This is a genomic window from Caulobacter sp. 10L414, assembly GCF_056395525.1.
In genome coordinates this window covers 57,392-78,330 of sequence record NZ_JBFTJR010000017.1, presented here as the reverse complement: position 1 = coordinate 78,330, position 20,939 = coordinate 57,392, and the positions used below count along the sequence as shown (strand labels likewise).

23 protein-coding genes are annotated in these 20,939 nt (G+C 69.0%); 11 read left to right on the top strand and 12 right to left on the bottom strand.

The genetic code is table 11. The annotated features are described in order from the left end of the window. Positions 1-513 precede the first annotated feature (513 nt). The 3 genes from AC1DCG_RS09490 to AC1DCG_RS09480 all read left to right on the top strand — a co-directional run bounded on the left by AC1DCG_RS09490 (position 514) and on the right by AC1DCG_RS09480 (position 3,227). Positions 514-1,209, top strand: a complete 696-nt coding sequence (locus AC1DCG_RS09490) for a carbonic anhydrase (protein WP_165255792.1) — start codon at positions 514-516, stop codon at positions 1,207-1,209. Next, complete coding sequence (locus tag AC1DCG_RS09485; protein WP_165255794.1) at positions 1,206-2,756, top strand: SulP family inorganic anion transporter; 1,551 nt, start codon at positions 1,206-1,208, stop codon at positions 2,754-2,756. Before AC1DCG_RS09490 ends, AC1DCG_RS09485 begins: the two co-directional genes overlap by 4 nt. 78 nt (positions 2,757-2,834) lie before the next feature. Next, positions 2,835-3,227 (top strand): Ros/MucR family transcriptional regulator, encoded by a 393-nt coding sequence (locus tag AC1DCG_RS09480; protein WP_205691434.1) that lies wholly within the window; start codon positions 2,835-2,837, stop codon positions 3,225-3,227. Between the two features lie 42 nt (positions 3,228-3,269). Here AC1DCG_RS09480 and AC1DCG_RS09475 read toward each other — a convergent pair whose 3' ends face one another. From AC1DCG_RS09475 to AC1DCG_RS09465, 3 genes are read right to left on the bottom strand one after another with little or no spacing between them, the layout of a single operon-like run. Continuing rightward, positions 3,270-3,707, bottom strand: coding sequence for a VOC family protein (locus AC1DCG_RS09475; protein WP_165255795.1), 438 nt, complete (start codon positions 3,705-3,707; stop codon positions 3,270-3,272). A 42-nt stretch (positions 3,708-3,749) separates the two neighbouring features. Beyond that, positions 3,750-5,675: an ABCB family ABC transporter ATP-binding protein/permease gene (locus tag AC1DCG_RS09470; protein ID WP_477030176.1), complete on the bottom strand. Its 1,926-nt coding sequence runs from the start codon at positions 5,673-5,675 to the stop codon at positions 3,750-3,752. Beyond that, positions 5,600-6,421 (bottom strand): hypothetical protein, encoded by an 822-nt coding sequence (locus AC1DCG_RS09465; RefSeq protein ID WP_477036842.1) that lies wholly within the window; start codon positions 6,419-6,421, stop codon positions 5,600-5,602. The genes AC1DCG_RS09470 and AC1DCG_RS09465 overlap by 76 nt, the downstream gene beginning before the upstream one ends. Before the next feature lie 105 nt (positions 6,422-6,526). Between AC1DCG_RS09465 and AC1DCG_RS09460 the strand changes: the two genes are divergently transcribed. Further along, positions 6,527-7,132, top strand: a complete 606-nt coding sequence (locus AC1DCG_RS09460) for an LOG family protein (RefSeq protein ID WP_165255799.1) — start codon at positions 6,527-6,529, stop codon at positions 7,130-7,132. Between the two features lie 68 nt (positions 7,133-7,200). After that, a complete protein-coding gene (locus AC1DCG_RS09455; protein WP_165255801.1) occupies positions 7,201-7,506 on the top strand; it encodes a CC_3452 family protein in 306 nt (101 codons plus the stop codon). 65 nt (positions 7,507-7,571) lie between these two features. Here AC1DCG_RS09455 and AC1DCG_RS09450 read toward each other — a convergent pair whose 3' ends face one another. From AC1DCG_RS09450 to AC1DCG_RS09425, 6 genes are all read right to left on the bottom strand, one after another. Then, positions 7,572-7,703, bottom strand: a complete 132-nt coding sequence (locus tag AC1DCG_RS09450; protein ID WP_240903289.1) for a hypothetical protein — start codon at positions 7,701-7,703, stop codon at positions 7,572-7,574. Between the two features lie 265 nt (positions 7,704-7,968). Then, positions 7,969-8,367 (bottom strand): hypothetical protein, encoded by a 399-nt coding sequence (locus AC1DCG_RS09445; protein WP_477030173.1) that lies wholly within the window; start codon positions 8,365-8,367, stop codon positions 7,969-7,971. 156 nt (positions 8,368-8,523) lie between these two features. Then, positions 8,524-9,669, bottom strand: a complete 1,146-nt coding sequence (locus AC1DCG_RS09440; protein ID WP_477030172.1) for an acyl-CoA dehydrogenase family protein — start codon at positions 9,667-9,669, stop codon at positions 8,524-8,526. Positions 9,670-9,786: 117 nt separating this feature from the next. Then, the gene (locus AC1DCG_RS09435) at positions 9,787-11,001 is read right to left on the bottom strand and encodes an acyl-CoA dehydrogenase family protein (protein WP_477036843.1); all 1,215 of its coding nucleotides are present in this window, start codon (positions 10,999-11,001) and stop codon (positions 9,787-9,789) included. Between the two features lie 122 nt (positions 11,002-11,123). Next, positions 11,124-12,020, bottom strand: a complete 897-nt coding sequence (locus AC1DCG_RS09430; protein WP_477041465.1) for a nicotinate-nucleotide--dimethylbenzimidazole phosphoribosyltransferase — start codon at positions 12,018-12,020, stop codon at positions 11,124-11,126. A 93-nt stretch (positions 12,021-12,113) separates the two neighbouring features. After that, a complete protein-coding gene (locus AC1DCG_RS09425) occupies positions 12,114-12,443 on the bottom strand; it encodes a hypothetical protein (RefSeq protein WP_477030169.1) in 330 nt (109 codons plus the stop codon). A gap of 90 nt (positions 12,444-12,533) precedes the next feature. On the opposite strand from AC1DCG_RS09425, the gene AC1DCG_RS09420 reads away from it, so the two are divergent. The 3 genes from AC1DCG_RS09420 (at position 12,534) to AC1DCG_RS09410 (ending at position 14,611) form a co-directional block, all read left to right on the top strand. Beyond that, positions 12,534-12,761 carry a DUF1289 domain-containing protein gene (locus AC1DCG_RS09420; RefSeq protein ID WP_477030168.1) on the top strand — a complete coding sequence of 76 codons (228 nt, stop codon included), beginning with the start codon at positions 12,534-12,536 and terminating at the stop codon, positions 12,759-12,761. Positions 12,762-13,051: 290 nt separating this feature from the next. Further along, a complete protein-coding gene (locus tag AC1DCG_RS09415; RefSeq protein ID WP_477030167.1) occupies positions 13,052-13,579 on the top strand; it encodes a TIGR02281 family clan AA aspartic protease in 528 nt (175 codons plus the stop codon). 99 nt (positions 13,580-13,678) lie between these two features. Further along, a complete protein-coding gene (locus AC1DCG_RS09410; RefSeq protein ID WP_477030166.1) occupies positions 13,679-14,611 on the top strand; it encodes an AraC family transcriptional regulator in 933 nt (310 codons plus the stop codon). On the opposite strand, the gene AC1DCG_RS09405 is transcribed toward AC1DCG_RS09410, so the two are convergent. Next, positions 14,598-15,956, bottom strand: a complete 1,359-nt coding sequence (locus AC1DCG_RS09405) for a dicarboxylate/amino acid:cation symporter (RefSeq protein WP_477036845.1) — start codon at positions 15,954-15,956, stop codon at positions 14,598-14,600. The genes AC1DCG_RS09410 and AC1DCG_RS09405 overlap by 14 nt on opposite strands. Positions 15,957-16,486: 530 nt before the next feature. Between AC1DCG_RS09405 and AC1DCG_RS09400 the strand changes: the two genes are divergently transcribed. Further along, positions 16,487-16,744 (top strand): GlsB/YeaQ/YmgE family stress response membrane protein, encoded by a 258-nt coding sequence (locus AC1DCG_RS09400; RefSeq protein WP_101713103.1) that lies wholly within the window; start codon positions 16,487-16,489, stop codon positions 16,742-16,744. Between the two features lie 126 nt (positions 16,745-16,870). Beyond that, positions 16,871-17,857, top strand: a complete 987-nt coding sequence (locus AC1DCG_RS09395; RefSeq protein ID WP_477030164.1) for a pectinesterase family protein — start codon at positions 16,871-16,873, stop codon at positions 17,855-17,857. Positions 17,858-17,864: 7 nt separating this feature from the next. Here AC1DCG_RS09395 and AC1DCG_RS09390 read toward each other — a convergent pair whose 3' ends face one another. After that, positions 17,865-19,112, bottom strand: coding sequence for a sugar MFS transporter (locus AC1DCG_RS09390; RefSeq protein WP_477030163.1), 1,248 nt, complete (start codon positions 19,110-19,112; stop codon positions 17,865-17,867). 231 nt (positions 19,113-19,343) lie between these two features. Here AC1DCG_RS09390 and AC1DCG_RS09385 point away from each other — a divergent pair, with 231 nt between their 5' ends. Then, complete coding sequence (locus AC1DCG_RS09385; RefSeq protein ID WP_477030162.1) at positions 19,344-19,466, top strand: hypothetical protein; 123 nt, start codon at positions 19,344-19,346, stop codon at positions 19,464-19,466. A gap of 168 nt (positions 19,467-19,634) precedes the next feature. On the opposite strand, the gene AC1DCG_RS09380 is transcribed toward AC1DCG_RS09385, so the two are convergent. After that, positions 19,635-20,870: an FAD-dependent oxidoreductase gene (locus tag AC1DCG_RS09380; RefSeq protein ID WP_477041464.1), complete on the bottom strand. Its 1,236-nt coding sequence runs from the start codon at positions 20,868-20,870 to the stop codon at positions 19,635-19,637. Between the last annotated feature and the right edge of the window lie 69 nt (positions 20,871-20,939).

Sequence of the window (20,939 nt, the reverse complement as noted above, 5' to 3'; positions counted from 1 at the left end):
TGAAACAGCACCCGCGCCTCCGGCCCTCCGGAATAACGACGCGGCGGAGCGGTCGACGAAGCCGAAACGCTAAACAAACMYACGGTCYCCGGGCTCCGCCCGGCCGCTCCGCGCCTCCCCATCAGCTTTCGTGGATTTCCACGGGAGTGCGAGAACCTATGTCCAACCCTCAGGGAACCTCCCCCCGTGGGGGAGGCGATCGCGCAGCGATCGGTGGGGGGAGCGACTGCGAACCCACCCGCCGCCTCGAAAGCTGAAACCGGCCCCCCACCGGCCTTCGGCCGCCTCCCCCACAGGGGGAGGTTCGCCGATCAAGACCCCCCCCCTTCAGGGCGAGCGTCCAAAGGCCACCACGAGAAAGCCCCGTCTCGGAAACCCTTTGTCACAAAACCCGCTGCGTCGCAGCAAAGACGCCACCCCAACTTCCATGGTGCGTGGCGGTTCWGGCCGCGCGCGCCGCGGCGTCCGTTACCCCTTTCCCCGGACGCCGCGGCCATCGCATGGAGGTTCCTCTTGGAACAGTTTCTCGAACGCGCCGCCCTTTTCCGCGGCCAAGTCTTCCCGGCTCAAAGCGCGCTGTACGAGCGCCTGGCCAGCCACGGCCAGAGCCCCTCGGCCCTGATGATCTCATGCGCCGACTCGCGCGTCGTGCCCGAGCTCATCACCCAAGCCAATCCCGGCGACCTGTTCGTCTGCCGCAACGCCGGCAACATCGTCCCGCCGTTCAGCCAGGCCAACGGCGGCGTCTCGTCGGCCGTTGAATACGCCGTCATGGCGCTGGGCGTTCGCGACATCGTCGTCTGCGGCCACTCCGACTGCGGCGCCATGAAGGCGTTCTCGAACCCGGCCGCTCTCGAAAAGATGCCGAACGTGGCCGCCTGGCTGCGCCACGCCCACGCCGCCCACAGCGTCGTCTGCAACGCCTATCACGGCCTGGACGAGCACGGCACGACCCGCGCCCTGTCGCTGGAGAACGTGGTGGTCCAGATCAATCATCTGCGCACCCACCCGTCGGTGGCTTCGGCGATCGCCCAGGGCAAGCTGACCCTGCACGGCTGGTTCTTCGAGATCGAGACCGGCCAGATCCAGGCCTACAACGGCGACACCGGCCAGTTCGAACTGGTTCGTGAAGGCTCGCCCCTGCCCGTCGCGCAGCGTCCGGCCAAGCGCATGGTCGCCGCCGACCATCTGGGCATCGCGGCAGAATGAGCAACTCCGCCGTTTCCTCCCCGAACGGCGCGAAGCAAGGGTTCGGCGCGATCTTCTCGCGTGACCTGACCGCCTCGATCGTCGTCTTCCTCGTGGCGATGCCCCTCTGCATGGGCATCGCCGTCGCCTCGGGCGTTCCGGCCGAACGCGGCCTGATCACCGGCATCATCGGCGGCATCGTCGTCGGCGCCCTCGCCGGTTCGCCCCTGCAGGTCAGCGGCCCCGCCGCCGGCCTGGCGGTCATCGTGTTCGAGATCGTGGCCAAGCACGGCCTGTCGACCCTCGGGCCGATTCTCGTGCTGGCCGGCCTCGTCCAGCTGGCCGCCGGCGCCCTGCGCATGGGCCAGTGGTTCCGCGCCATCTCGCCGGCCGTCGTGCACGGCATGCTCGCCGGCATCGGCGTGCTGATCGTCGCGGGCCAGTTCCACGTGCTGTTCGGCGACAAGCCGCGCGCCAACGGCCTGGAGAACCTCCTGGCCATCCCCGGCGCGATCACCAGTCTGTCGATCTCGACCTTCGGCGGCGCCGAAGCGGCCCTGCTGGTCGGCGTGGTCACCATCGGTTCGATCCTGCTCTGGGAGAAGATCCGTCCGGCCAAGCTGAAGCTGGTTCCCGGCGCCCTGCTGGGCGTGCTGGCCGGCACCTTCGTGGCCATGGGCTTTGGTCTCGACGTGCAGAAGATCGCCGTTCCGGAATCGATCGCCGGCGCGATCGCGATCCCGGGCGCGGCCGACTTCGCCAAGCTCGCCGATCCGATGATCATCCTCACCGCCGTGGCGGTGGCGTTCATCGCCTCGGCCGAGACCCTGCTGTCGGCGGCCGCCGTCGACCGCATGCACGATGGTCCGCGCACCAAGTACAACAAGGAGCTGGGCGCCCAGGGCGTCGGCAACCTGCTGTGCGGCCTCGTCGGCGCCCTGCCGATGACCGGCGTGATCGTGCGCAGCTCGGCCAACGTCCAGGCCGGCGCCGTCACCCGCGCCTCGGCCATCCTGCACGGCGTCTGGATCCTGGCCTTCGTCGCCCTGCTGCCCTTCGTCCTGCGTCAGGTCCCCAGCGCCGCCCTCGCCGGCGTGCTGGTGGTCACCGGCTGGAAGCTGGTCAGCCTGGACCACGTCCGCCACCTGTTCGCCCGCTACGGCCTGCTGCCGGCGCTGATCTGGGCCGCGACCTTCGTCATGGTCGTCGCCACCGACCTGCTGACCGGCGTGCTGGTGGGCCTGGCCCTGACCGTCGTCGAACTGCTGCCGAACCTGAAGCGCATGCGCCTCAAGATCGCCCAGCAGAACCTCGGCGAGAAGGAACAGGAAATCCGCCTCGAGGGCGCAGCGACCTTCGTGCAGCTGCCGAAGATCACCAAGGCCCTGGACGCGGCTCCCGACGGCGGCGTCGTCCGCCTCGACACCCGCGCCCTGACCGTGCTCGACCACACCACCACCGAGGTGCTGAGCGAGTGGGTCAAGAGCAAGGAGCGCACCGGCTCCAAGGTCGAACTGCCCAACGCCTGCGTGTTCGGCGAACGGCTGCGGGCCGCCGGCGCCCACTGACCTCACCCAGTCGCCCCGGGGCCGAGTCCGCTCGGTCCCGGGGTTCTTTTTTTGCCTGAAGATCCCCAGAGACCCGAGATGAACAAGGCCCAGGAACGCGCCGCCGACATGGCGGCCCAGGTGCTTTGCGCCTATCTGCAGAACAACATCGTCTCGGCCGACGAACTGCCCGACCTCGCCGCCCGCACCTATGCGGCGCTGGAAGCCGTGTTCTCCATGCCGACCGGCGATCCGGTCGAACGGCCCAGCCCCGACGAGATCGCCGCCAGCGTCACCCAGGACGCCATCGTCAGCTTCGAGAACGGCCGCCGCTATCGCTCGCTGAAGCGCCACCTCAACAGCCTCGGCCTCACCGAGGAGGAGTATCGCTCCAAGTGGGGCCTGCCGGACGACTACCCCACGGTCGCCGCCAGCTTCTCGGACCTGCGGTCCAACGTGGCCCGGGCCAACCGCTTCGGAACGCGTCGCTAGAAAAGCAGAAGGCCCGCCGGTTTCGGCGGGCCTTCTTCATGTTCACCAGGCGCCGGTGTTGGGCATCGAGACCCACGGCTCGGCCGGTTCGAGGTGGCCGTTCTGCAGCAGCTCCACCGAGATGCCGTCCGGCGAGCGCACGAACGCCATGTGGCCGTCGCGCGGCGGGCGGTTGATGGTCACGCCCAGGTCGGCCAGGCGCTGGCAGGCGGCGTAGATGTCGTCGACCTGATAGGCCAGGTGGCCGAAGTTGCGGCCGCCCTGATAGTCTTCCGGGTCCCAGTTGTAGGTCAGCTCGACCAGGGGCGCCTTGCGCTCCTTGGCGTTGTCGGCGTCGCCCGGCGCGGCCAGGAACACCAGCGTGAACCGGCCCTTCTCGTTCTCCATGCGGTACATCTCCTGCAGGCCCAGGCCCTCGCAGTAGAAGCGCAGCGAAGCATCGATGTCCTTCACGCGGACCATGGTGTGCAGATAGCGCAAGGCGGCCTCCAGATGTTGCGAAGCGCCGATATAGCCGATCGTCTACTGCGCCGCGACCTTGCCGCGCGTCTGACGCCGCCAGAGCGCCGCGTACTCGCCGTCGGCCGCCAGCAGCGCCGCGTGCGGCCCGCGCTCGACCACCTTGCCCCGGCGCAGCACCAGGATCTCGTCGGCGTCGGCGATGGTCGACAGCCGGTGGGCCACGACCAGGGTCGTGCGCCCTTCCCTGGCCTTGCGCAAGGTCGCCTGGATCGCCGCCTCGGTGCGGCTGTCCAGCGCGCTGGTGGCCTCGTCCAGGATCAGCACGCGCGGATCGGCCAGCAGGGCGCGGGCGATGCCCACGCGCTGGCGCTCGCCGCCGGAAAGCTTCAACCCCCGCTCGCCGACCTTGGTGGCCATGCCTTCCGGCAGCCCGCCGATGAAGTCGCCGAGTTCGGCGGCGCGGGCCGCGCCCCAGACCTCGTCCTCCGTCGCGTCGGGGCGACCAAACGCGATGTTGGCCGCGATCGTGTCGTTGAACAGCGCCACGTCCTGCGGCACCAGCGCCACCGCCCGCCGCAGCGAGGCCTGGGTGAGGTCGCGCAGGTCATGGCCGTCCAGCGTCACCCGGCCGGCCTGCGGGTCGATCATCCGCAGGGCCAGGCGCACCAGCGTCGTCTTGCCGGCGCCCGACGGGCCGACGATGGCCACGGTCTGGCCGGGCGCGGCGGCGAAGCTGACCTCGGCCAGGCCGTCGGAACGTGCGCCGTGGCGGAACGAGACGCCCTCGAAGGCCACGGCTCCGCCCCGGCGATCCCCGGTCGGCGGCAGGTCGACGGCGTCCGGCGCGTCGGCGACGTCCGCGCCCTGCTGGCGCAGGTCCATCATCGCCTCCATGTCGATGAACGACTGGCGGATCTCGCGATAGGCGAAGCCCAGGAAGTTCAGCGGCTGGTACAGGTTCACCAGGATCAGCACCACGGCGGTGATGTCGCCCGGTCCGATCCGGCCATGGGCGGCTTCCGAGCCGGCCAGCACGGCCATCACCGCCAGGCCAAGGCTCATGATCGCCGACTGAACGACATTGAGCAGCGACAGCGAGTTGGTCGCCTTGATCTGCGCTTCGCCGTAGGTCGTCAGGGCCCGCTCGTAGGCGCCGACGGCCCGGGCCTCGGCCCCGAAGGTCTTGACGGTCTCGTAGTTCAGAAGGGCGTCCACGGCCCGGCCGGCGGCTTCGGCGTCGGCCTCGTTCAGCTCGCGCCGGTGGGCGATGCGCCAGTTCGAGATCGAGAAGGTCAGGACGCCGTAGATCACCACGGTGACGATCGCGGTGGCCGCGAACCGCCAGTCGTAGGCGCGCGCCAGGACGACGGCCGCCAGGGCCAGCTCCACAAGGGTCGGAACGATGTTGAAGACCAGGCCCCGGATCAGGAAGTCCATGGCCCGCGCGCCGCGGTCGATGGTCCGCGACAGCGCGCCGGTCCGCTTGGTCTGGTGGAAGTCGATCGACATCGACAGGGCGTGGGCGAAGGTCTCGGTCGCCGCCCGGTTCTGGGCGGCCTGGGCCACCGGCGTGAACACAGCGTCTCGCGCCTGCGGCGCCGCGGCCGAGATGAACCGTACGCCGGCCCAGCCCAGCGCCAGCGCGGCGAAGGACAGGGTCACCTGGGTCGCCGCGCCCTGCCCGGCCGTCAGCCGGTTGACCGCCGCGCCCAGCAGCAGCGGCGCGGCCACGCCCAGGGCCTTACCGGCGAAGGTCAGGGCCAGGGCCGCCACCAGCCGCCAGGTCAGGCCCGGCGCCCGTGACCGCAGGACGAGCCGCAGCAGTTCGGCCAGGGCGGCCCAGCCGGACGCCGGCTTGGCCGTATCGGGGACTGTGCGGGCGCTGTCGCGGCCGGCGGAGGCGTAGCCCCTCACCGCGTCGCTCCGGGCGCGTAGAGCACGGTGGTCTGAACGCCGCCGCCGGGGGTCATCCAGTCGGCGCGCCAGGCGCCGTCCAGGCGTTCGGCGTGGAGGGGGCCGGCGGTCAGGGCGGCGGGCGGCGAGACGGCGATGCGCACCAGATCCTCGCCGCCTTCGCCCGCGACCTGCACCGCGTGCTCGCCATGGCCCAGCGGGCGGGTCAGCGAGAAGCTGAAGCGCCCCTGCGCGTCGACCTTGGCCTCGGCCTGGGTCACTCGGTCCACGCGGACGCCGAAGCCGGCGCCGGGCCGTCCGACGCCCGAGATCACCGCGCCGCCGTCCTGGTCGTAGTCGATGGCCAGAATCCGCAGGGAATCGGAGGGGCCCGACAGCGGCTCGGATCCGCCGCCGGCCTTCAGCAGGGCCACCATGCCCTCCGGCGTGACCAGGACGTAGCCTTCAGCCTGCACGGTCCGGCCCTCGCGGGTCATCGAAAGGCCGAACAGCCGGGGCTCCGGAGCGCCGGCCAGCACCGCTCGCCACAGGCCCGCGGCATCGGCCTCGACGCTGGTGGCTTCTCCCGTCGGCGATCCAAGACGTACCGAGGCCCCGGCGGTCGCCGATCCAGACAGCGCCACCCCGCCGCCCTGGATGGCCGCGGTGACCACCTTGGGCGGGGCCAGGTAGGCCGCTTCGGGGTCGCGGGTCGGCTGGGCGGCCGGCGCGGCGCGGCCCCAGTCGCGCCGTCCCTCCTCGCCGCACGCCGCGACGGCGACGACGAGAACCAGGGCCAGCAGCCACGGCTTGAAAGCGGCCTTGCGAATCCCGATCATGCGCCTTCCAAATCCTGGGCTGGCCAAGCTGGCCTGAACCCGAAACGCCATGGCGCGCCCTTCCCGACGGGAGCCGCGCCTTTTCTTTTGTTGGAGTGGACGACGATGCCCGACCTGTCTAGCCGCCTGGGGTCGGTCTGTGTCTACTGCGGCTCTTCGAACACGGCCGACCCGGCCTATCTGGAGGCCGCCCACCAGATCGGCGGCGATTTCGCCCGCGCGGGCCTCAAGCTGGTCTACGGCGGCGGCGGCGTGGGCCTGATGGGCGCGGCGGCCCGCGGCGCGCACGAGGCCGGGGGCGCCGTGCTCGGGATCATCCCGGAGTTCCTTCGCGGCCGCGAGAAGCCGTTCGACGACGTCGAGACGGTCATCGTCACCTCGATGCACGAGCGCAAGATGCTGATGTTCGAGCGCTCGGACGCCTTCGTCGTGCTTCCGGGCGGCATCGGCACCCTGGAAGAGATCATCGAGCTGCTGTCGTGGCGTCGCCTCGACCTGCATCGCAAGCCGATCGTCTTCCACAATCCCGACGGCTTTTGGGACCCGCTTTTCACGCTGCTCAAGCACACCATCGATCGCGGCCTGACCCCGCCCGCCTTGACCACGGCGTGGGTGTCGGTGGAGGCGGCCGAGGATGTCACTCCGGCCTTGCTGGCATGGGGATTGGACGTTGATCGAGATCGCGAGATCGACGTTCGGCGATTGACTTAGTTTTCAATAACAACGAACAATGTGATCAGCGTCCACTTACAAATAGGACGCGGGGATAGGAGATGTCCATGCGTATGCTTGTGCTCGGCGTTCTCGCCGCAGCTTCCTTCGCGGGCGCGGCTCAGGCCGCGTCTTCGGAAGGCGCCATGCTCGTTCTGAAGGCGCCGCCGGCCAAGGCCGAACTGATCCAGGACGGGGCCATGTGGCGCTGCACCGGAACGGTCTGCAAGGCCCCGGCCGTGAAGGCCATGCCGGCCGTTCGCAGCTGCCGCAAGATCGTGGCGGAACTGGGCGCCGTTTCGGCCTTCACCTGGCGCGGCGAGGCGCTCGACGCCGCCGGGGTCGAAGAGTGCAACACGGCCGCAAAGCCGTAAGCCTCCTCGCAATCGTGGAATTCAACGCCATCCCGGCTCCTCCGGGATGGCGTTTTCTTTGGACGCTACTTCTTGTCCGAAGCCTTGGGCGGCTGCGACTGTTGCGGCGGCTTGGCGCCGCCGGGGCGAGGCCCGACCAGCAACCCGCCCATCAGGGCGAAGGACAGCATGGCATGACTCATCTTCGTTACGTTCATGGCGGCGTCTCCTTGACCAGCCAGGAGCGCCCGCAAGCGCTCCACGTGTTACGGGACCGGCTCCGCGACCGATCCAGCCAGAAAGAGACGCGCGCGGCTTACAGGGTCTCGCACCCTCCTAGTCGTCAGCGCGTCGGGCAAAGCATGCGCCCAAGCGAAGGCCTGACAAGAGAAATATTCCGAACCCGGACGATATCAGCGTACGGACGATTGACTTGATCGCCCTTGAAAAGCCGGCCGCCGATACTTTCCGCCCACATACGACCTAGTGCAGAGTCGCGCCGTCTCGGGCCGGCAGGTCAATGGTCGCGACCGCGTCGCCCGAACCGGGCTTGCCGGCCGAGGCGATGATGTTGGCGGCCGCCCGCAGCATCACCGGCTCGATACGCTCGGCTTCGCAGCCCACCAGTTCCGCGGCCAGTTCCGGCAGGTCGGCGCACAGGCGCAGCTGGCCAGCGATCCTTTGCAGGGCGTAGCTTTCCTCAAGGCCCGGATCGTTGGCCACCACGCCCACCAGCAGCGAAAGCGCGGTTTCCAGCTTGTCGGCCCGGGCCTTGGCCTCGCGCGCCTGGTCGAGCAGCAGGCGCGCGCTGGAATCCATCGCCTCCAGCGTGTCGGCCAGTTTTTCCGGGGACAGGCCCATCAGCATTTCGGGGCGGAGCATCGCGTTCACCGTGCAGTCCATCGAGTGTTCTGCTGCGTTGAACGGTCGCACCCCGTCGGGCTGGGCGGTGAAAATGAGACAGGAACGAGAAAGGCCGCCCGCGTCGGCGTGACGCGGGCGGCCCCGGCTCGAAACCTTAGGCGTTCAGTGGACGGCTTACGCCGCCGCGCCGAACGACAGGCCCTCGTAGCGGCGCAGATGGTGATCCACCGAACCGAACAGGCCCTCGATGATCGTGCCCCGCTTGAAGTAGTGGCCGATGGCCAGCTCGTCGGTCATGCCCATGCCGCCGTGGATCTGGATGGCGTTCTGGCCGACGAACTTGAGCGCGCGGCCGATGCGCACCTTGGCGGCCGACACCGCCTTGGCGCGTTCGGCGTCGCTTTCATCGAGCTTGATGGTGGCCATGTAGGTCATCGACACCGACTGCTCCAGCTCGATGAACATGTCGACCATGCGGTGCTGCAGCACCTGGAAGTCGGCGATCGCGCGGCCGAACTGCTTGCGTTGCTTGGCGTAGTCCAGAGTGCCCTCGTGCAGCTTGCGCAGCACGCCCACGCCTTCGGCCAGGCTGGCGGCGGTGGCTTCGTCGATCACCTTCTCGACCAGCGGCAGGCCGCCGCCTTCATGGCCGACGAGGGCGTCGGCCGGGATCGAGACGTTCTCGAAATAGACCTCCGAGGCGCGCCCGCCGTCGACCGTCGGATAGTCGCGGGTGACCACGCCCGGCAGGCTCTTGTCGATCAGGAACACCGACACGCCCGAGGCCTCGCGCTGGGAGCCGCCGGTGCGGGCGGTGACCACCAGGTGGCTGGCGAACGGCGCGCCGACCACCACGGCCTTGTGGCCGTTGAGGATCCAGCCCGAGCCGTCCTTCTTGGCGGTCGTCTTCAGGTCGCTCCAGGTGTAGCGCCCCTGGGGTTCGGCATAGGCGAAGGCGATGGTGGTGGTTCCGGCCACGACGCCCTCGATCACCGAGGCGGCGTTCGCATAGCCCGAGTGTTTCATGAAGCCGCCGCCGATGACGACCGTGCCCAGATAGGGCTCGATGACCAGCGCTTTGCCGAACTCTTCCATGATGATCATGTTGTCGATCGCGCCGCCGCCCAGGCCGCCAAGCTCCTCGCTGAACGAGGCGCCCAGGATGCCAAGCTCTTCGGCGAAGGCCTGCCAGTAGTCGGCGCGCCAGCCGGCGTCCGAGGCGACGATCTTGCGGCGGGTTTCGAAGTCGTACTTGTCCTGCAAGAAGCTCGCGACCGTGTCGCGGACCATCGACTGCTCTTCGGTGAAGTTGAAGTCCATCCCTGAAGTCCCTTGTTCTCAAGGCTCCGAGGCCGCGTTTCGCCAGGCCTGCCAGGAGCGCATCGGATTGATTTTGCGAAGCGCCCTCCCCGTTTCCAGGGAGGGCGGAGGCTTAGGTCAGAGCCCCAGCACCATCTTGGCGATGATGTTGCGCTGGATTTCGTTGGAGCCGCCGTAGATCGAGGTCTTGCGGACGTTGAAATAGGTCGGCGCGGCGCGGTGGGTGAAATCCGGGCCGATCGGATGGGCGTTGTCGCCGTCCTTCGGGAAGCCCCGGAAATAGGGCGCGCCATAGTGGCCGGCCGCCTCCAGGGCCAGTTCGGTGATCCGCTGCTGGATCTCGGTGCCCTTGATCTTCAGGACGCTGGATTCGGGACCGGGGCCCTTGCCCGCCGCTTCGCCGGCCAGGGTGCGCAGCTCGGTGTACTCCAGGGCGGCAAGGTCGATCTCCAGCTCGGCGATCTTGCGCTTGAACATCGGGTCGCGGATCAGCGCGTCGCCATCGTCCGACAGCTCGGTCGAGGCGATCTGGCGGATGCGCTCGATGCCGCGCTTGGAGCGCGCGACGCCGGCGATGCCCGAGCGTTCGTGGGCCAGCAGGAACTTGGCGCAGGTCCAGCCCTTGTTCTCGTCGAAGATGCGGTTCTCGACCGGCACCTTGACGTTCTCGAGCCAGACCTCGTTGACCTCGTGCTCGCCGCCCAGGGTGATGATCGGCCGCACGGTCACGCCGGGCGACTTCATGTCGATCAGCAGGAACGAGATGCCCTCCTGGATCTTGGCGTTCGGATCGGTGCGAACCAGGCAGAAGATCCAGTCGCCGTGCTGGGCCAGCGTGGTCCAGGTCTTCTGGCCGTTGACCAGGTAGTATTCCTTGCCGTCGTCGCCGGTGAAGCGTTCGGCCTTGGTCTTCAGGCTGGCCAGGTCCGAGCCGGCGCCCGGCTCGCTATAGCCTTGCGACCACCAGATCTCGCCCGACAGGGTCGGCGGCAGGAAGCGTTCCTTCTGCTCGGGCGTGCCGAAGGTGTAGATCACCGGTCCGACCATGTTGATGCCGAACGGCAGGATCGGCACGCAGTCGGCGCGGGCGGTCTCTTCCGACCAGATGTAGCGCTGCACCGAGGTCCAGCCCGGGCCGCCGTACTTCTGCGGCCAGGCCGGCGCGACCCAGCCCTTGTCGGCCAGGGTGCGATGCCAGGAGAGGAAGTCCTCCTTGGACATCTCCTCGCCCTCTTCCTGGCGCTCGCGCAGGCCTTCCGGATAGTTCTGCGCGATGAAGGCGCGAACCTCGTCGCGGAAGGCCAGGTCTTCGGGCGAAAAATCGAGGTTCATAGCGCGCTCCCGAACAGGCCGGCTGAGCCGGCGTCTTGTTGTTTCGGGAGGATGATAGGGGTCGAACGAGCGTTTGGAAAGATGACGCGAAGGTCAACGTAAACGTCGTTCACCCATCACGGTCAGCGAACCTCGCAGGCCAGCCGCACCAGGGCCAGGGCCGACACGCCGCCCACGCCCTCCTCGTCCTCGATCTCCAGCGAGACCAGGGGCGTCTTGCCCAGCGCCGCCAGCAGGCGGCCATGGCMGGCTCCGCCGACGTGGGCGGCGACGGCGTGGGCGATCAGGTCGGGATCGATCGCGTGCAGGACGGCGGCGGCGGCGGTCGCGGCGTAGCCGTCGAGCAGCACCGGGATCTTCTGCACCCGGGCGGCCAGGATGGCTCCGGCCACGGCGGCGGTCTCGCGGCCGCCCAGCTGGCGCAGAACTTCCAGCGGATCGGAAAGATCGCCCTCGCCGCGCGCACGCTCCACGGCGGCGGCGACATCGGCGACGGCCTCGCCGACGGCCCAGTCCGAAGCCTCGCCGCCCAGCAGCGCCAGGGCGATGGCGGCCGCGTCGCGATGGGCCTCGGCGGCGATGACGCCGGGGATCAGCAGGTCGGGCTGCTTGGCCAGGGCCTCCATGCCGAAGGCCATGGTGGCGGCGCATTCCTTTTCGCTCATCGAGGCCTTCTGGCGCGCATCCGGCGTCGGGCGGTCGATGGCCAGGTCGAAGGCTTCCAGGCCCGCGCCCTGCGAGCCGGCCATGCGGCTGACCGAGGCGCCGCCGGCGGCGATGGTCTCGAGACGGTCACGGGCATAGCCGCGCGGACCAACGCCCTGCCGGGCCCCCGCGTAGAGAGCGACCACGGGACGGTTGACCGAGGGCGGCGTGCGGCCGGTCCAGGCCGTGAGCCAGGCCGAGATCTCGGCAAGCCGGCCGCCATCGGCCGGCGGTACGAAAACGCCCGGCGCCGGAAGATCGGCGGCCAGGCGGCGGATGTCGGCGAAGGGCGAAGCGGCGGCGGAAGCGGTCATGGCCGCCGACTTAAGCCAGTCCGCGCCCGATGCAAGCGCATAGGACGCGGAACCTGCTCGAAGAGACGGCCCGCAGGCCGCCTCCCGTATGGATCAGCTGGCGGTCAGGCCCTTGCAGGTCACGTCGCGCTCTTCGATCAGGGCGGCCTTGGCCGTCTCGTCGGCCTTCGAAGCCGCGCGCTTGGCGTCGTTGCGGGCCGCGTCGGCGCGGTCGGAGGTGTAGGTGTGGCGACCGGCGCGCTGGTCCTTGATCACCTGCTTCAGCGCCGCCGGATCGGCCTCGCCCAGGGTCTTGGCCTCGGTCAGACCCAGGCAGCGGTTGGCCTGGATGAACTGGGCGTCGGTCAGGCGCTCGGCGGCGAGAGCCGGAGCGGCGACGGCGGCGATCGAGGCGGCGGCGAACAGGACAGTGGCGATACGCATGGTGGTTCCCTCTTGATTGAAAAATCTGGACACAGAGCCGCATCGCGTCTGGCGACTTGCGCCGGACGCCGCGGATGGCGAAATTCGGTCATGACTTCAGAAACCCGCCCGCCTCGCCCAATCGTCACGCCTTGCGTCAAGGTGTGCGCCGTGGATGGTGCGTCCGGCTTCTGCCTCGGTTGCCGGCGGACCCTGCAGGAGATCGCCGGCTGGTCGCGCTACAGCGACGAAGAGCGTGCGGCGATCATGGCCGCCCTGCCCCTTCGCCCCGATCCGATGGAAAGCCTGATGGCCGCCCAGCCGGGTGCGCGCGGTTGATTGAACTTCAGGTTCTCAAAAGCATTCCCTGGCTTTGCATCTAAGTTCTCCCCGAAGCGTCCATTCGACGAAGAGGAAGATGCCGCCCTCAGCTGCAGCTTTGAAGTTAAATCCAGTCCATGAACTTTATTACACATTGGCCAGCCAATGTTACGACGAGTTAATTGGAAAGATGGTCAGGACATTGTTAACCAAGTAAATTCGTCGCCAGATTCACCGCTTGCAAACGCCTTGCCGCCTAAGGTGCGAGGCAAGGGTCGTAGAAACGACCACAAAGCCTGCAAGGCGGGGTGTCTTCGATGTTCAAGTTCACGGCGATCGCGATTGTCGGTGCGCTGTCTGCGGTGGGCGCGGCAAAGGCCGTGACCTCGCTGGACAGCACGCTCCGTCAATCCCCGCGCACCGTCCCCGCCACCGCGGCGGCCGCCACGCTCGGCGACGCGGGCGGAGCCGGCGCCGCGCAACTGACCAAGGGTCCCGACGGTCATTTCTGGGCCGAGGCCAAGGTCGACGGCCGCGCCGTTCGCTTTCTCGTCGACACCGGCGCCACCGCCGTCTCTCTCAGCAAGGCCGACGCCCAGCGCCTGGGCATCGACGTCAGCAAGCTGAACTACGAATACGACGTCGTTACCGCCGATGGCCGCACGCGCGCGGCCTCGGTGAAGCTGGGCAGCGTGGCGATCGCCGGCGCCAAGGTGGCCAATGTCGACGCCCTGGTCATCGAGAGCGGTCTGGAGACCTCGCTGCTGGGCATGAGCTATCTGGGCCGCCTGTCGCGGTTCGAGGCCACCCCGCGGTCGCTGATCCTCCACCCCTGAGGCCGACCGGGCGCATGATCGCCCGGAATTCTTGCACGATCCTGCAAGAGCGCTTCCGCCCGCATGGGCGCCGGCGCGAGTTTGCGCTAACCTAGCGTCATGCTCATCAACTCAGCGCTAGCTCAGGCTGGCTGCCCTCGCCATCCCGCTCTGGCCGAGGCGATTGAACGATCCGTCACGACCGACGGCGTTCACCCGACCGCGATCGGCGGCATGTGGCTGGCACGCATGTCGCAGCCGAGCCCGCCGGTCCATGGCGTCCACGAGGCCGCCGTCTGCATCATCGCCCAGGGTCGCAAGCAGGTGATGCTGGGCGAGGAAGTCTACATCTACGACCACGCCCGCTTTCTCGTCGTGTCGGTCGACGTGCCCGTCGTCGGCCAGGTCATCGAGGCCAGCTCGGACGCGCCCTATCTCTGCGTCCGCCTCGACATCGATCCGCGCCGGCTGAACGAGCTGATCCTCGAGATCGACCCGGGCCCCGTCCGCAACGCGCCCGCGCCCAGCCTCGCGCTCGGCGCCACCACGCCCGAGCTGTTCGACGCCATCGTGCGGCTGGTGCGGCTGCTGGAGACGCCGGCCGACATTCCGGTGCTGGCGCCGCTGATCCAGCGCGAAATCCTCTATCGCCTGCTGCGCACCGACCAGGGGCCGCGCCTGCGCGAGATCGCCGCCTGCGAAAGCCGCCTGGGGCAGGTCTCGCGCGCCATTCACTGGTTGAAGGCCAACTATCAGCGCCCGTTCCGCATGGAGACGCTGGCGGCCGAGGCGCGGATGAGCCCCTCGGCGCTGCACCAGCACTTCAAGGCGATCACGGCGATGAGCCCGCTGCAGTACCAGAAGCAGTTGCGCCTGCAGGAAGCGCGGCGGCTGATCCTGGCCCAGGGCCTGGACGCCGCCACGGCCGGCCACAATGTCGGCTACGACAGCCCCTCGCAGTTCAGCCGCGAGTACAGCCGCCTGTTCGGGGCGCCGCCGCTGCGTGACGCCACGCGGCTGCGCACCCGGCCCGAGCTCGTCAGGACTGCGTGACCACGTCCCCTTCCTGGGAAGCGGCGGGCGCGACGCCCGCGGCGGCGTCGTAGGCGGCCTGGTCGAGAATACCTTCCTGCTTGGCCACCAGCGTGGGCACCAAGGCCTGGCCGGCGACGTTCACCGCCGTGCGGCCCATGTCGAGGATCGGGTCGATGGCCAGCAGCAGGCCCGCGCCCTCGAGCGGCAGGCCCAGAGTCGACAGGGTCAGGGTCAGCATGACCGTGGCGCCGGTCAGGCCGGCGGTGGCCGCCGAGCCCAGCACCGAGACCGCGACGATCAGGGCGTAGTCCGTCAGCTCCAGCGGCAGGTGGTAGAACTGGGCGATGAAGATCGCCGACAGGGCCGGATAGATCGCCGCGCAGCCGTCCATCTTGGTCGTCGCGCCCAGCGGCACGGCGAAGGCGGCATAGGCCCGCGGCACGCCCAGGCCGCCTTCCGTGACCGTCTCGGTCACCGGCAGGGTGCCGATCGACGAGCGCGACACGAAGGCCAGCTGGATGGCCGGCCAGGCGCTGGCGAAGAACTTCAGCGGATTGAGGCCATGCGCGGTCAGCAGGATCGGGTAGACCACGAACAGCACGAGCGCGAGGCCCAGATAGATCGCGCCGGTGAAGGCGCCTAGCTGGCCCAGCGTGGTCCAGCCGTACTGCGCCACGGCGTTGCCCAGCAGGCCGACCGTGCCGATCGGCGTCAGGCGGATCACCCAGCTCAGCACCTTGCGCACGACCGCCAGGGCCGAGGCGTTGAAGGCCAGGAAGCCCTCGCCGGCCGGACCGACGCGCAGGGCGGCGATGCCGGCCGCCAGGGCGATGACCAGGATCTGCAGCACGTTGAACGACAGCGAGGTGCTGGCGCCGGCCTCGCCGACCTTGGTCGAGGCGTTCAGGCCCAGGATGTTGGACGGCACCAGGCTGGTCAGGAAGTCGAGCCACGAGCCGTTGGTGCGCGGCGCGGCTGCGGTGGCCACGTCGAGGGCCGCATGGGCGCCCGGCTGCAGGGTGACGCCCAGGGTGATGCCGATGGCTACGGCGATCAGGGCGGTGATCCCGAACCACAGCAGCGTCTTCCAGACCAGCCGCGCGGCGTTCTGCAGCTCGCGCAGGTTGGCGATGCTGGCCACGATGGCGGTGAAGACCAGCGGCGGCACCAGCACCCGCAGCAGCTGGATGAAGATCGAGCCGACCTGGTGCAGCGCCTCGGCCAGGGCGTGTCCCGCCTGACCCTCGTCGACGCCGAGCCGGCGGGCCAGCAGGCCCAGCGCCAGGCCGACGACCATGCCGACGAGCACCTGCACGCCGAAGCCGCTGATGAAGCGGCTGGAAGGGGCTGTCGCCTGGGCCATGGGTCGTTCCTGCTCACATTCGGCGGTGATCAGCCGCCGTTCAACTCAAGAAGCACGCAAAGCCCGGCGACGACACGCACCACCAAGCTTCGAAACTGGAAATTCCTGCTCGCGCATATGAGCGCGGCGGTCGAACCAGTTTTTGTGCGATCCGGCGCCAGCCAAACTTAAAGCTCCACTGCTCCGATGGGAATTAAGGGCGGCGGCGTGTCACATGGTAAACGCGCCCCCGGCTCCCTAGGGTGCCCCTCGCCCCTCCCCGTCTCGACTTTCCGGAGCCGCCATGAGCCTCTCCTTCCTGTTCGGCGCGATCATCGGATCCGGCCTGTTCATCCTGCTCGGCCGCGGCCCGGTGGAAAAGCTGCTGGCGGTGATCCAGGAGCGCGTCGGCAAGCGCTGAGAAGTTCCAAGCGACGCCGGCTGATATTCGCCGCCGATACACGCGATCGTGTCGGAACGAAGTCTTGGGAAGCRCCTTTCCTCTGCATCAGACGCGCCAAGGCGCGCCAGGAAATGTTCAGGAGGCGCTCATGTCCATTCTCGCCTGGATCGTTCTGGGTCTCGTGGCCGGCTTCATCGCCAGCAAGCTCGTTAGCCGCAGCGGCGGCAGCCTGCTCGTCGATCTGGTGCTCGGCATCGTCGGCGCTCTGGTCGGCGGTTTCGTGTTCAACCAGTTCGGAGCCTCGGGCGTATCGGGCTTCAACCTCTACAGCCTGCTGGTGGCCACGGTCGGGGCGGTGATCGTCCTGGCCATCTATCACCTGCTGGCGGGCCGTCGCGCCTTGTAGTCAAGGCGACGCACCGAACGAAAAAACGCCTTCGGCCCCACCGCCGGAGGCGTTTTCTTTTGCGCCGACTAGCGCGATGTCCACCGGTGTCATACTCCTGGCGAAAACAGGTCGGGAGGACCACCCTTGGCTCACTACAGTCTGTTCGGGCGACTGGCCCTGGCCGCCACCGCGCTGACCGCCCTGATCGGCGCCGCCCCGCTGCGGCTGACGGTGGCCACGGACGGCAAGGCCGACCACAGGACGCTGCAGGCCGCCATCGACGCCCTGCCCGACACTGGCGGCGAGATCGCCATCGCGCCCGGGACCTATCGCGAGAAGCTGTCCGTGGCTCGGGGCGGCGTGCGCCTGGTCGGCAAGGGCAAGCGGCCGCAGGACGTGGTGCTCGTCTACGGCGACGCCTCGGCGACCGTCGGCGGCACGCTGAAATCCTCTTCGGTGACGGTGTCGGGCGATGATTTCCTGGCCCGCAACCTGACCATCCAGAACGACTACCACCTCCACAACGACAAGCCCTCGCAGGCCGTCGCCCTGGCTCTGATGGGCGACCGGGCCCAGCTCTACAAGGTGCGCCTGTTGGGCGCGCAGGACACGCTCTACGCCGCCAGCCGCAAGGGCAAGCCGCCCAGCCGGCAGTACTTCCGCGACTGCTACGTCGAGGGCCACGTCGACTTCATCTTCGGCGACAGCAAGGCCGTGTTCGACCGCTGCACCATCCACGGCATCGCCAACGGCACGGTGATGATCACCGCCCAGAGCAAGAGCAGCCCCGAGCAGGACAGCGGCTACGTCTTCGACCGCTGCACGATCACCGCCGACCCGAAGGTGGGCGAGCTCTGGTTCGGGCGCGCCTGGCGTCCCTACGCCAGCGTGGTCTTCCTGCGGACCAGGATCGACGCCGACCTGCAGCCCAAGGGGTGGCGGGAATGGACGCCGGGCAAGACCGACACCTTCAGGACGGCCTATTACGCCGAGTACGCCTCGACCGGCCGCGGGGCGAACCCCGCCGCGCGCGAGCCGACCGCCCATGCTCTCGACGCAAAAACGGCGGAGCGCTGGGCGCCCCGCCGCTTTCTCTCTGGGCCGGACGGTTGGACGCCCGGCCGGTTCTAGAAAGGCCTCACTCGGCCGGAGCCGTGGCCAGTTCGTCCTGGGTGAACAGCGCCGGCGCAGGCTTGCGGGCCGACCAGCCGAAGGCGGCGATGACCAGGTAGCAGACCGCCGGCAGCAGGAAGGCCAGGCCGAGCCCGAAGTGGTCGCCAAGCCAGCCGGTCGCCGGCGGGATCAGGGCGCCGCCGACGATGGCCATGCACAGCAGGCCCGAGGCCTGGGGCGTGCGGTGGCCCATGCCCTCGATGCCCAGGGTGAAGATGGTCGGGAACATGATCGAGTTGAAGAAACCGATGGCGATCAGGGCGTAGCCGGCCTGCGGGCCGACGCTGAAGGCCGAGACCAGGATCAGCACGATGGCGGCCAGCGAGGCGACGGTCAGCACCTTGCCGGGCGAGACCTTGGCCAGGATGAACGAGCCGAAGAAACGGCCGATCGTGGCGCCGCCCCAGTACCAGGCGACCATGCTGCCGGCCTTGGCCAGCGTCAGGCCCATGGTGTTGGACTGGGTCAGGTAGGTGGTCATGTAGGTGCCGATCGCCACCTCGGCGCCGACATAGACGAAGATGCACAGCACGGCGAAGGCCAGGCGCGGATACTTCAGCATGCCCAGCATCTCGCCGACGCCGACGGCCTTCTCGGCGCGCGGGGCGGCGGGGTTCTTGCGCAGCAGCCAGAACAGCACGGCCAGAGCCAGCAGCACGGCGGCGATGATCAGGTAGGGCGTCTGCACTGCCTGGGCCTGGGTGTGGCGCACGACGGCCAGCTGGGCGGCGGTCAGGGTGGCCGGATCCGGGGCCTTCTCGATGTGGCTGAGGATCAGCGTCGCGCCGACGAAGGGCGCCAGGAAGGTGCCGACCGAATTGAGGAACTGGGCGAAGGTCAGGCGGGCCGAGGCGGTCTCGCTCTTGCCCAGGATGGCGACCAGCGGGTTGGCGGCCACCTGCAGGATGGTGATGCCCGAGGCCAGCACGAACAGCGCGGCGAGGAAGCCCTCGTAGACGCCTGCGTTGGCGGCCGGGGCGAACATCAGGCAGCCGATCATCATGATCAGCAGGCCGACCACGACGGTGCGCAGATAGCCGACCTTGGCCAGCAGGAAGCTCGCCGGCAGCGAAACGACGGCATAGCCGATGAAGAAGGCGAACTGGGTCAGGCCGGTCTCGAAGTTGCTCAGCGAGAACAGCGACTTCAGCGCCGGAGCCACGAGGTCGACCAGACAGGTCGAGAAGCCCCAGGCGAAGAAAAGAAGAATCACGAAGGGCAGCAGCGCCTGCCCTTTTCCACTCGCAACGCCGCTCGCCGGCGACGCGCCGCCCATGCCTGCCATCTCTGTTTCACTCCCCTGTCCGTCTTTCGCGGGACGGCGTAGTCACTCCGAACGTGACAACGTTGTCAACCTCAAGACCGCTTCACTCCCCATTGAGACCGGTATCAACCGGAACCGCGAACCGGTCCCGCCGTTCAGATTTCGGCTGGGAGAACGGGCATGTCGACGATCGTCGTGGTGATTGCGTGCGGGGTCGTGGCCATGGTCGCCGCCATCGCCCTGGCCGACGCGTTCGTCCACCTGGCCTGCTGGAGCGCCCGGGGCCTGAAGCGTCGGGAGTAGGCTCGGGTGTGTCAGGACCCTCACCCTAAGAGGGGAGGATCTGAGCCTGAGATGCTCCCCTCTGGGGGAGCTGTCGCGGAGCGACTGAGGGGGCGGCGCAGGCACAAGTTCCCAGGCTGCCCCGTCCACAAATCCGTCCGATCCCCGGATGAGGAAGATCCGGAGCGGCTAGGCGGCGATGCGGCTGGGGGCGATCACGCGGTTCAGGACGCAGGCGGCGGCCGACAGGCCGGTGCGGATCGACTGGTCCTCGGCGCTGTCGCCATGGACGCCGGCGCGGCCGGCCAGGTRCAGGCCGGCGAAGTGCAGGCGCAGGTCCAGGCCGATCATCTTCAGGTGCTCGTCGCAGGCCTCGTCGTGGATCGGGTGGACCTTGCGCTGGCGCACCACCTGGGCGTCGCGGACCGGGCCGGCGGCGATCAGGCCAAGGCGGCGGGCCTCGACCTGCGCCTGGGCGATGAGGGCCTCGTCGTCGGCGGTCCAGAGGGCGTCGCCCTCGAAGCAGTAGTAGTCGAGGGCCAGGGCCTCGCCTTCCAGCGCGCGAGCCCGCGCGGCCTTGATCGACGCGCCGTGGATCTCGGCCAGGGCCGGCGCGCGGCGGCGGCCGGGCGCAGCCGCGAAGGCGACCGTCACCTGGTCGCGATACATCAGCTCGCAGGCGTGGAAGAGACTGATCGGGGTCGGGGTCAGCGCGCCCATCAGTTCGCGCAGCGGCATGGTCGAGATCACCTGGTCGGCGGTGAAGATCTCTTCACGGCCGTCGGGCGTGATGGCCGACACGGTCCAGACGCCGCTGGCGCGGTCGCGGCGCAGGCCGCTGACTAGGCGCTCGAGACGGATTTCGCCGCCCGCCTGGCCGATGGCCTCGGCGCAGGCCTTCCAGAGCTGGCCGGTGCCCAGACGCGGCCGCACCCCTGCCTCGGAGCGGAAGCTCGGGCAGGCCGGCTGGGCGGGCGTTTCCTCAGGGCGCAGCGCCCACAGCTTTTCGGCATAGGCGCTGAGGCGACGCGCCACGCGGCGCCCGAAGCGGCGGGTCAGCCACTCGCCCAGAGTCTTGGAATTGGCGATCGGACGAAGCTTGGCGCTGATCAGGGCGCCCAGCGCCGCGCCCCTCTGGCTGCGGGCCCCGCCCTCGCCTTCCAGGCGCAGGGCGCTGGGGGCGATGTCGAGCTCGTCGGGCAGCAGCGCGGTCCAGAAGGCGCGAATGGCCGGATCGGCCGAGGACAGGCGGCGGCCCGAGACGTCCAGCCGGAAGCCGTCGAAGGACAGCGTGCGCGCCGCGCCGCCGACGCAGCCCTGCGCCTCCAGCACCGTGACCGTCCGGCCGGCGCGGGCCAGGGCGTGAGCCGCCGAAAGCCCGGCAGGCCCGGCCCCGATCACCAGCGTCTCGACGTGTTCGCCCATGTTCCGCTCCCCGAATTCAGGCTTCGAGGATCGGCCGACAAGGTTAAGAACGTGGTTCAGAATTGGCGT

What these genes read in the sequence shown, in the direction of transcription:
- AC1DCG_RS09445 (WP_477030173.1), bottom strand. Translation starts at nt 8,367, where the DNA reads ATGCTCCGCCCCGAAATGCTGATGGGCCTGTCCCCGGAAAAACTGGCC.
- AC1DCG_RS09460 (WP_165255799.1), top strand. Translation starts at nt 6,527, where the DNA reads ATGCCCGACCTGTCTAGCCGCCTGGGGTCGGTCTGTGTCTACTGCGGC.
- AC1DCG_RS09405 (WP_477036845.1), bottom strand. Translation starts at nt 15,956, where the DNA reads ATGGCCCAGGCGACAGCCCCTTCCAGCCGCTTCATCAGCGGCTTCGGC.
- AC1DCG_RS09465 (WP_477036842.1), bottom strand. Translation starts at nt 6,421, where the DNA reads ATGATCGGGATTCGCAAGGCCGCTTTCAAGCCGTGGCTGCTGGCCCTG.
- AC1DCG_RS09425 (WP_477030169.1), bottom strand. Translation starts at nt 12,443, where the DNA reads ATGCGTATCGCCACTGTCCTGTTCGCCGCCGCCTCGATCGCCGCCGTC.
- AC1DCG_RS09385 (WP_477030162.1), top strand. Translation starts at nt 19,344, where the DNA reads ATGTCGACGATCGTCGTGGTGATTGCGTGCGGGGTCGTGGCCATGGTC.
- AC1DCG_RS09420 (WP_477030168.1), top strand. Translation starts at nt 12,534, where the DNA reads ATGACTTCAGAAACCCGCCCGCCTCGCCCAATCGTCACGCCTTGCGTC.
- AC1DCG_RS09435 (WP_477036843.1), bottom strand. Translation starts at nt 11,001, where the DNA reads ATGAACCTCGATTTTTCGCCCGAAGACCTGGCCTTCCGCGACGAGGTT.
- AC1DCG_RS09440 (WP_477030172.1), bottom strand. Translation starts at nt 9,669, where the DNA reads ATGGACTTCAACTTCACCGAAGAGCAGTCGATGGTCCGCGACACGGTC.
- AC1DCG_RS09485 (WP_165255794.1), top strand. Translation starts at nt 1,206, where the DNA reads ATGAGCAACTCCGCCGTTTCCTCCCCGAACGGCGCGAAGCAAGGGTTC.
- AC1DCG_RS09410 (WP_477030166.1), top strand. Translation starts at nt 13,679, where the DNA reads ATGCTCATCAACTCAGCGCTAGCTCAGGCTGGCTGCCCTCGCCATCCC.
- AC1DCG_RS09400 (WP_101713103.1), top strand. Translation starts at nt 16,487, where the DNA reads ATGTCCATTCTCGCCTGGATCGTTCTGGGTCTCGTGGCCGGCTTCATC.
- AC1DCG_RS09455 (WP_165255801.1), top strand. Translation starts at nt 7,201, where the DNA reads ATGCGTATGCTTGTGCTCGGCGTTCTCGCCGCAGCTTCCTTCGCGGGC.
- AC1DCG_RS09480 (WP_205691434.1), top strand. Translation starts at nt 2,835, where the DNA reads ATGAACAAGGCCCAGGAACGCGCCGCCGACATGGCGGCCCAGGTGCTT.
- AC1DCG_RS09450 (WP_240903289.1), bottom strand. Translation starts at nt 7,703, where the DNA reads ATGAACGTAACGAAGATGAGTCATGCCATGCTGTCCTTCGCCCTGATG.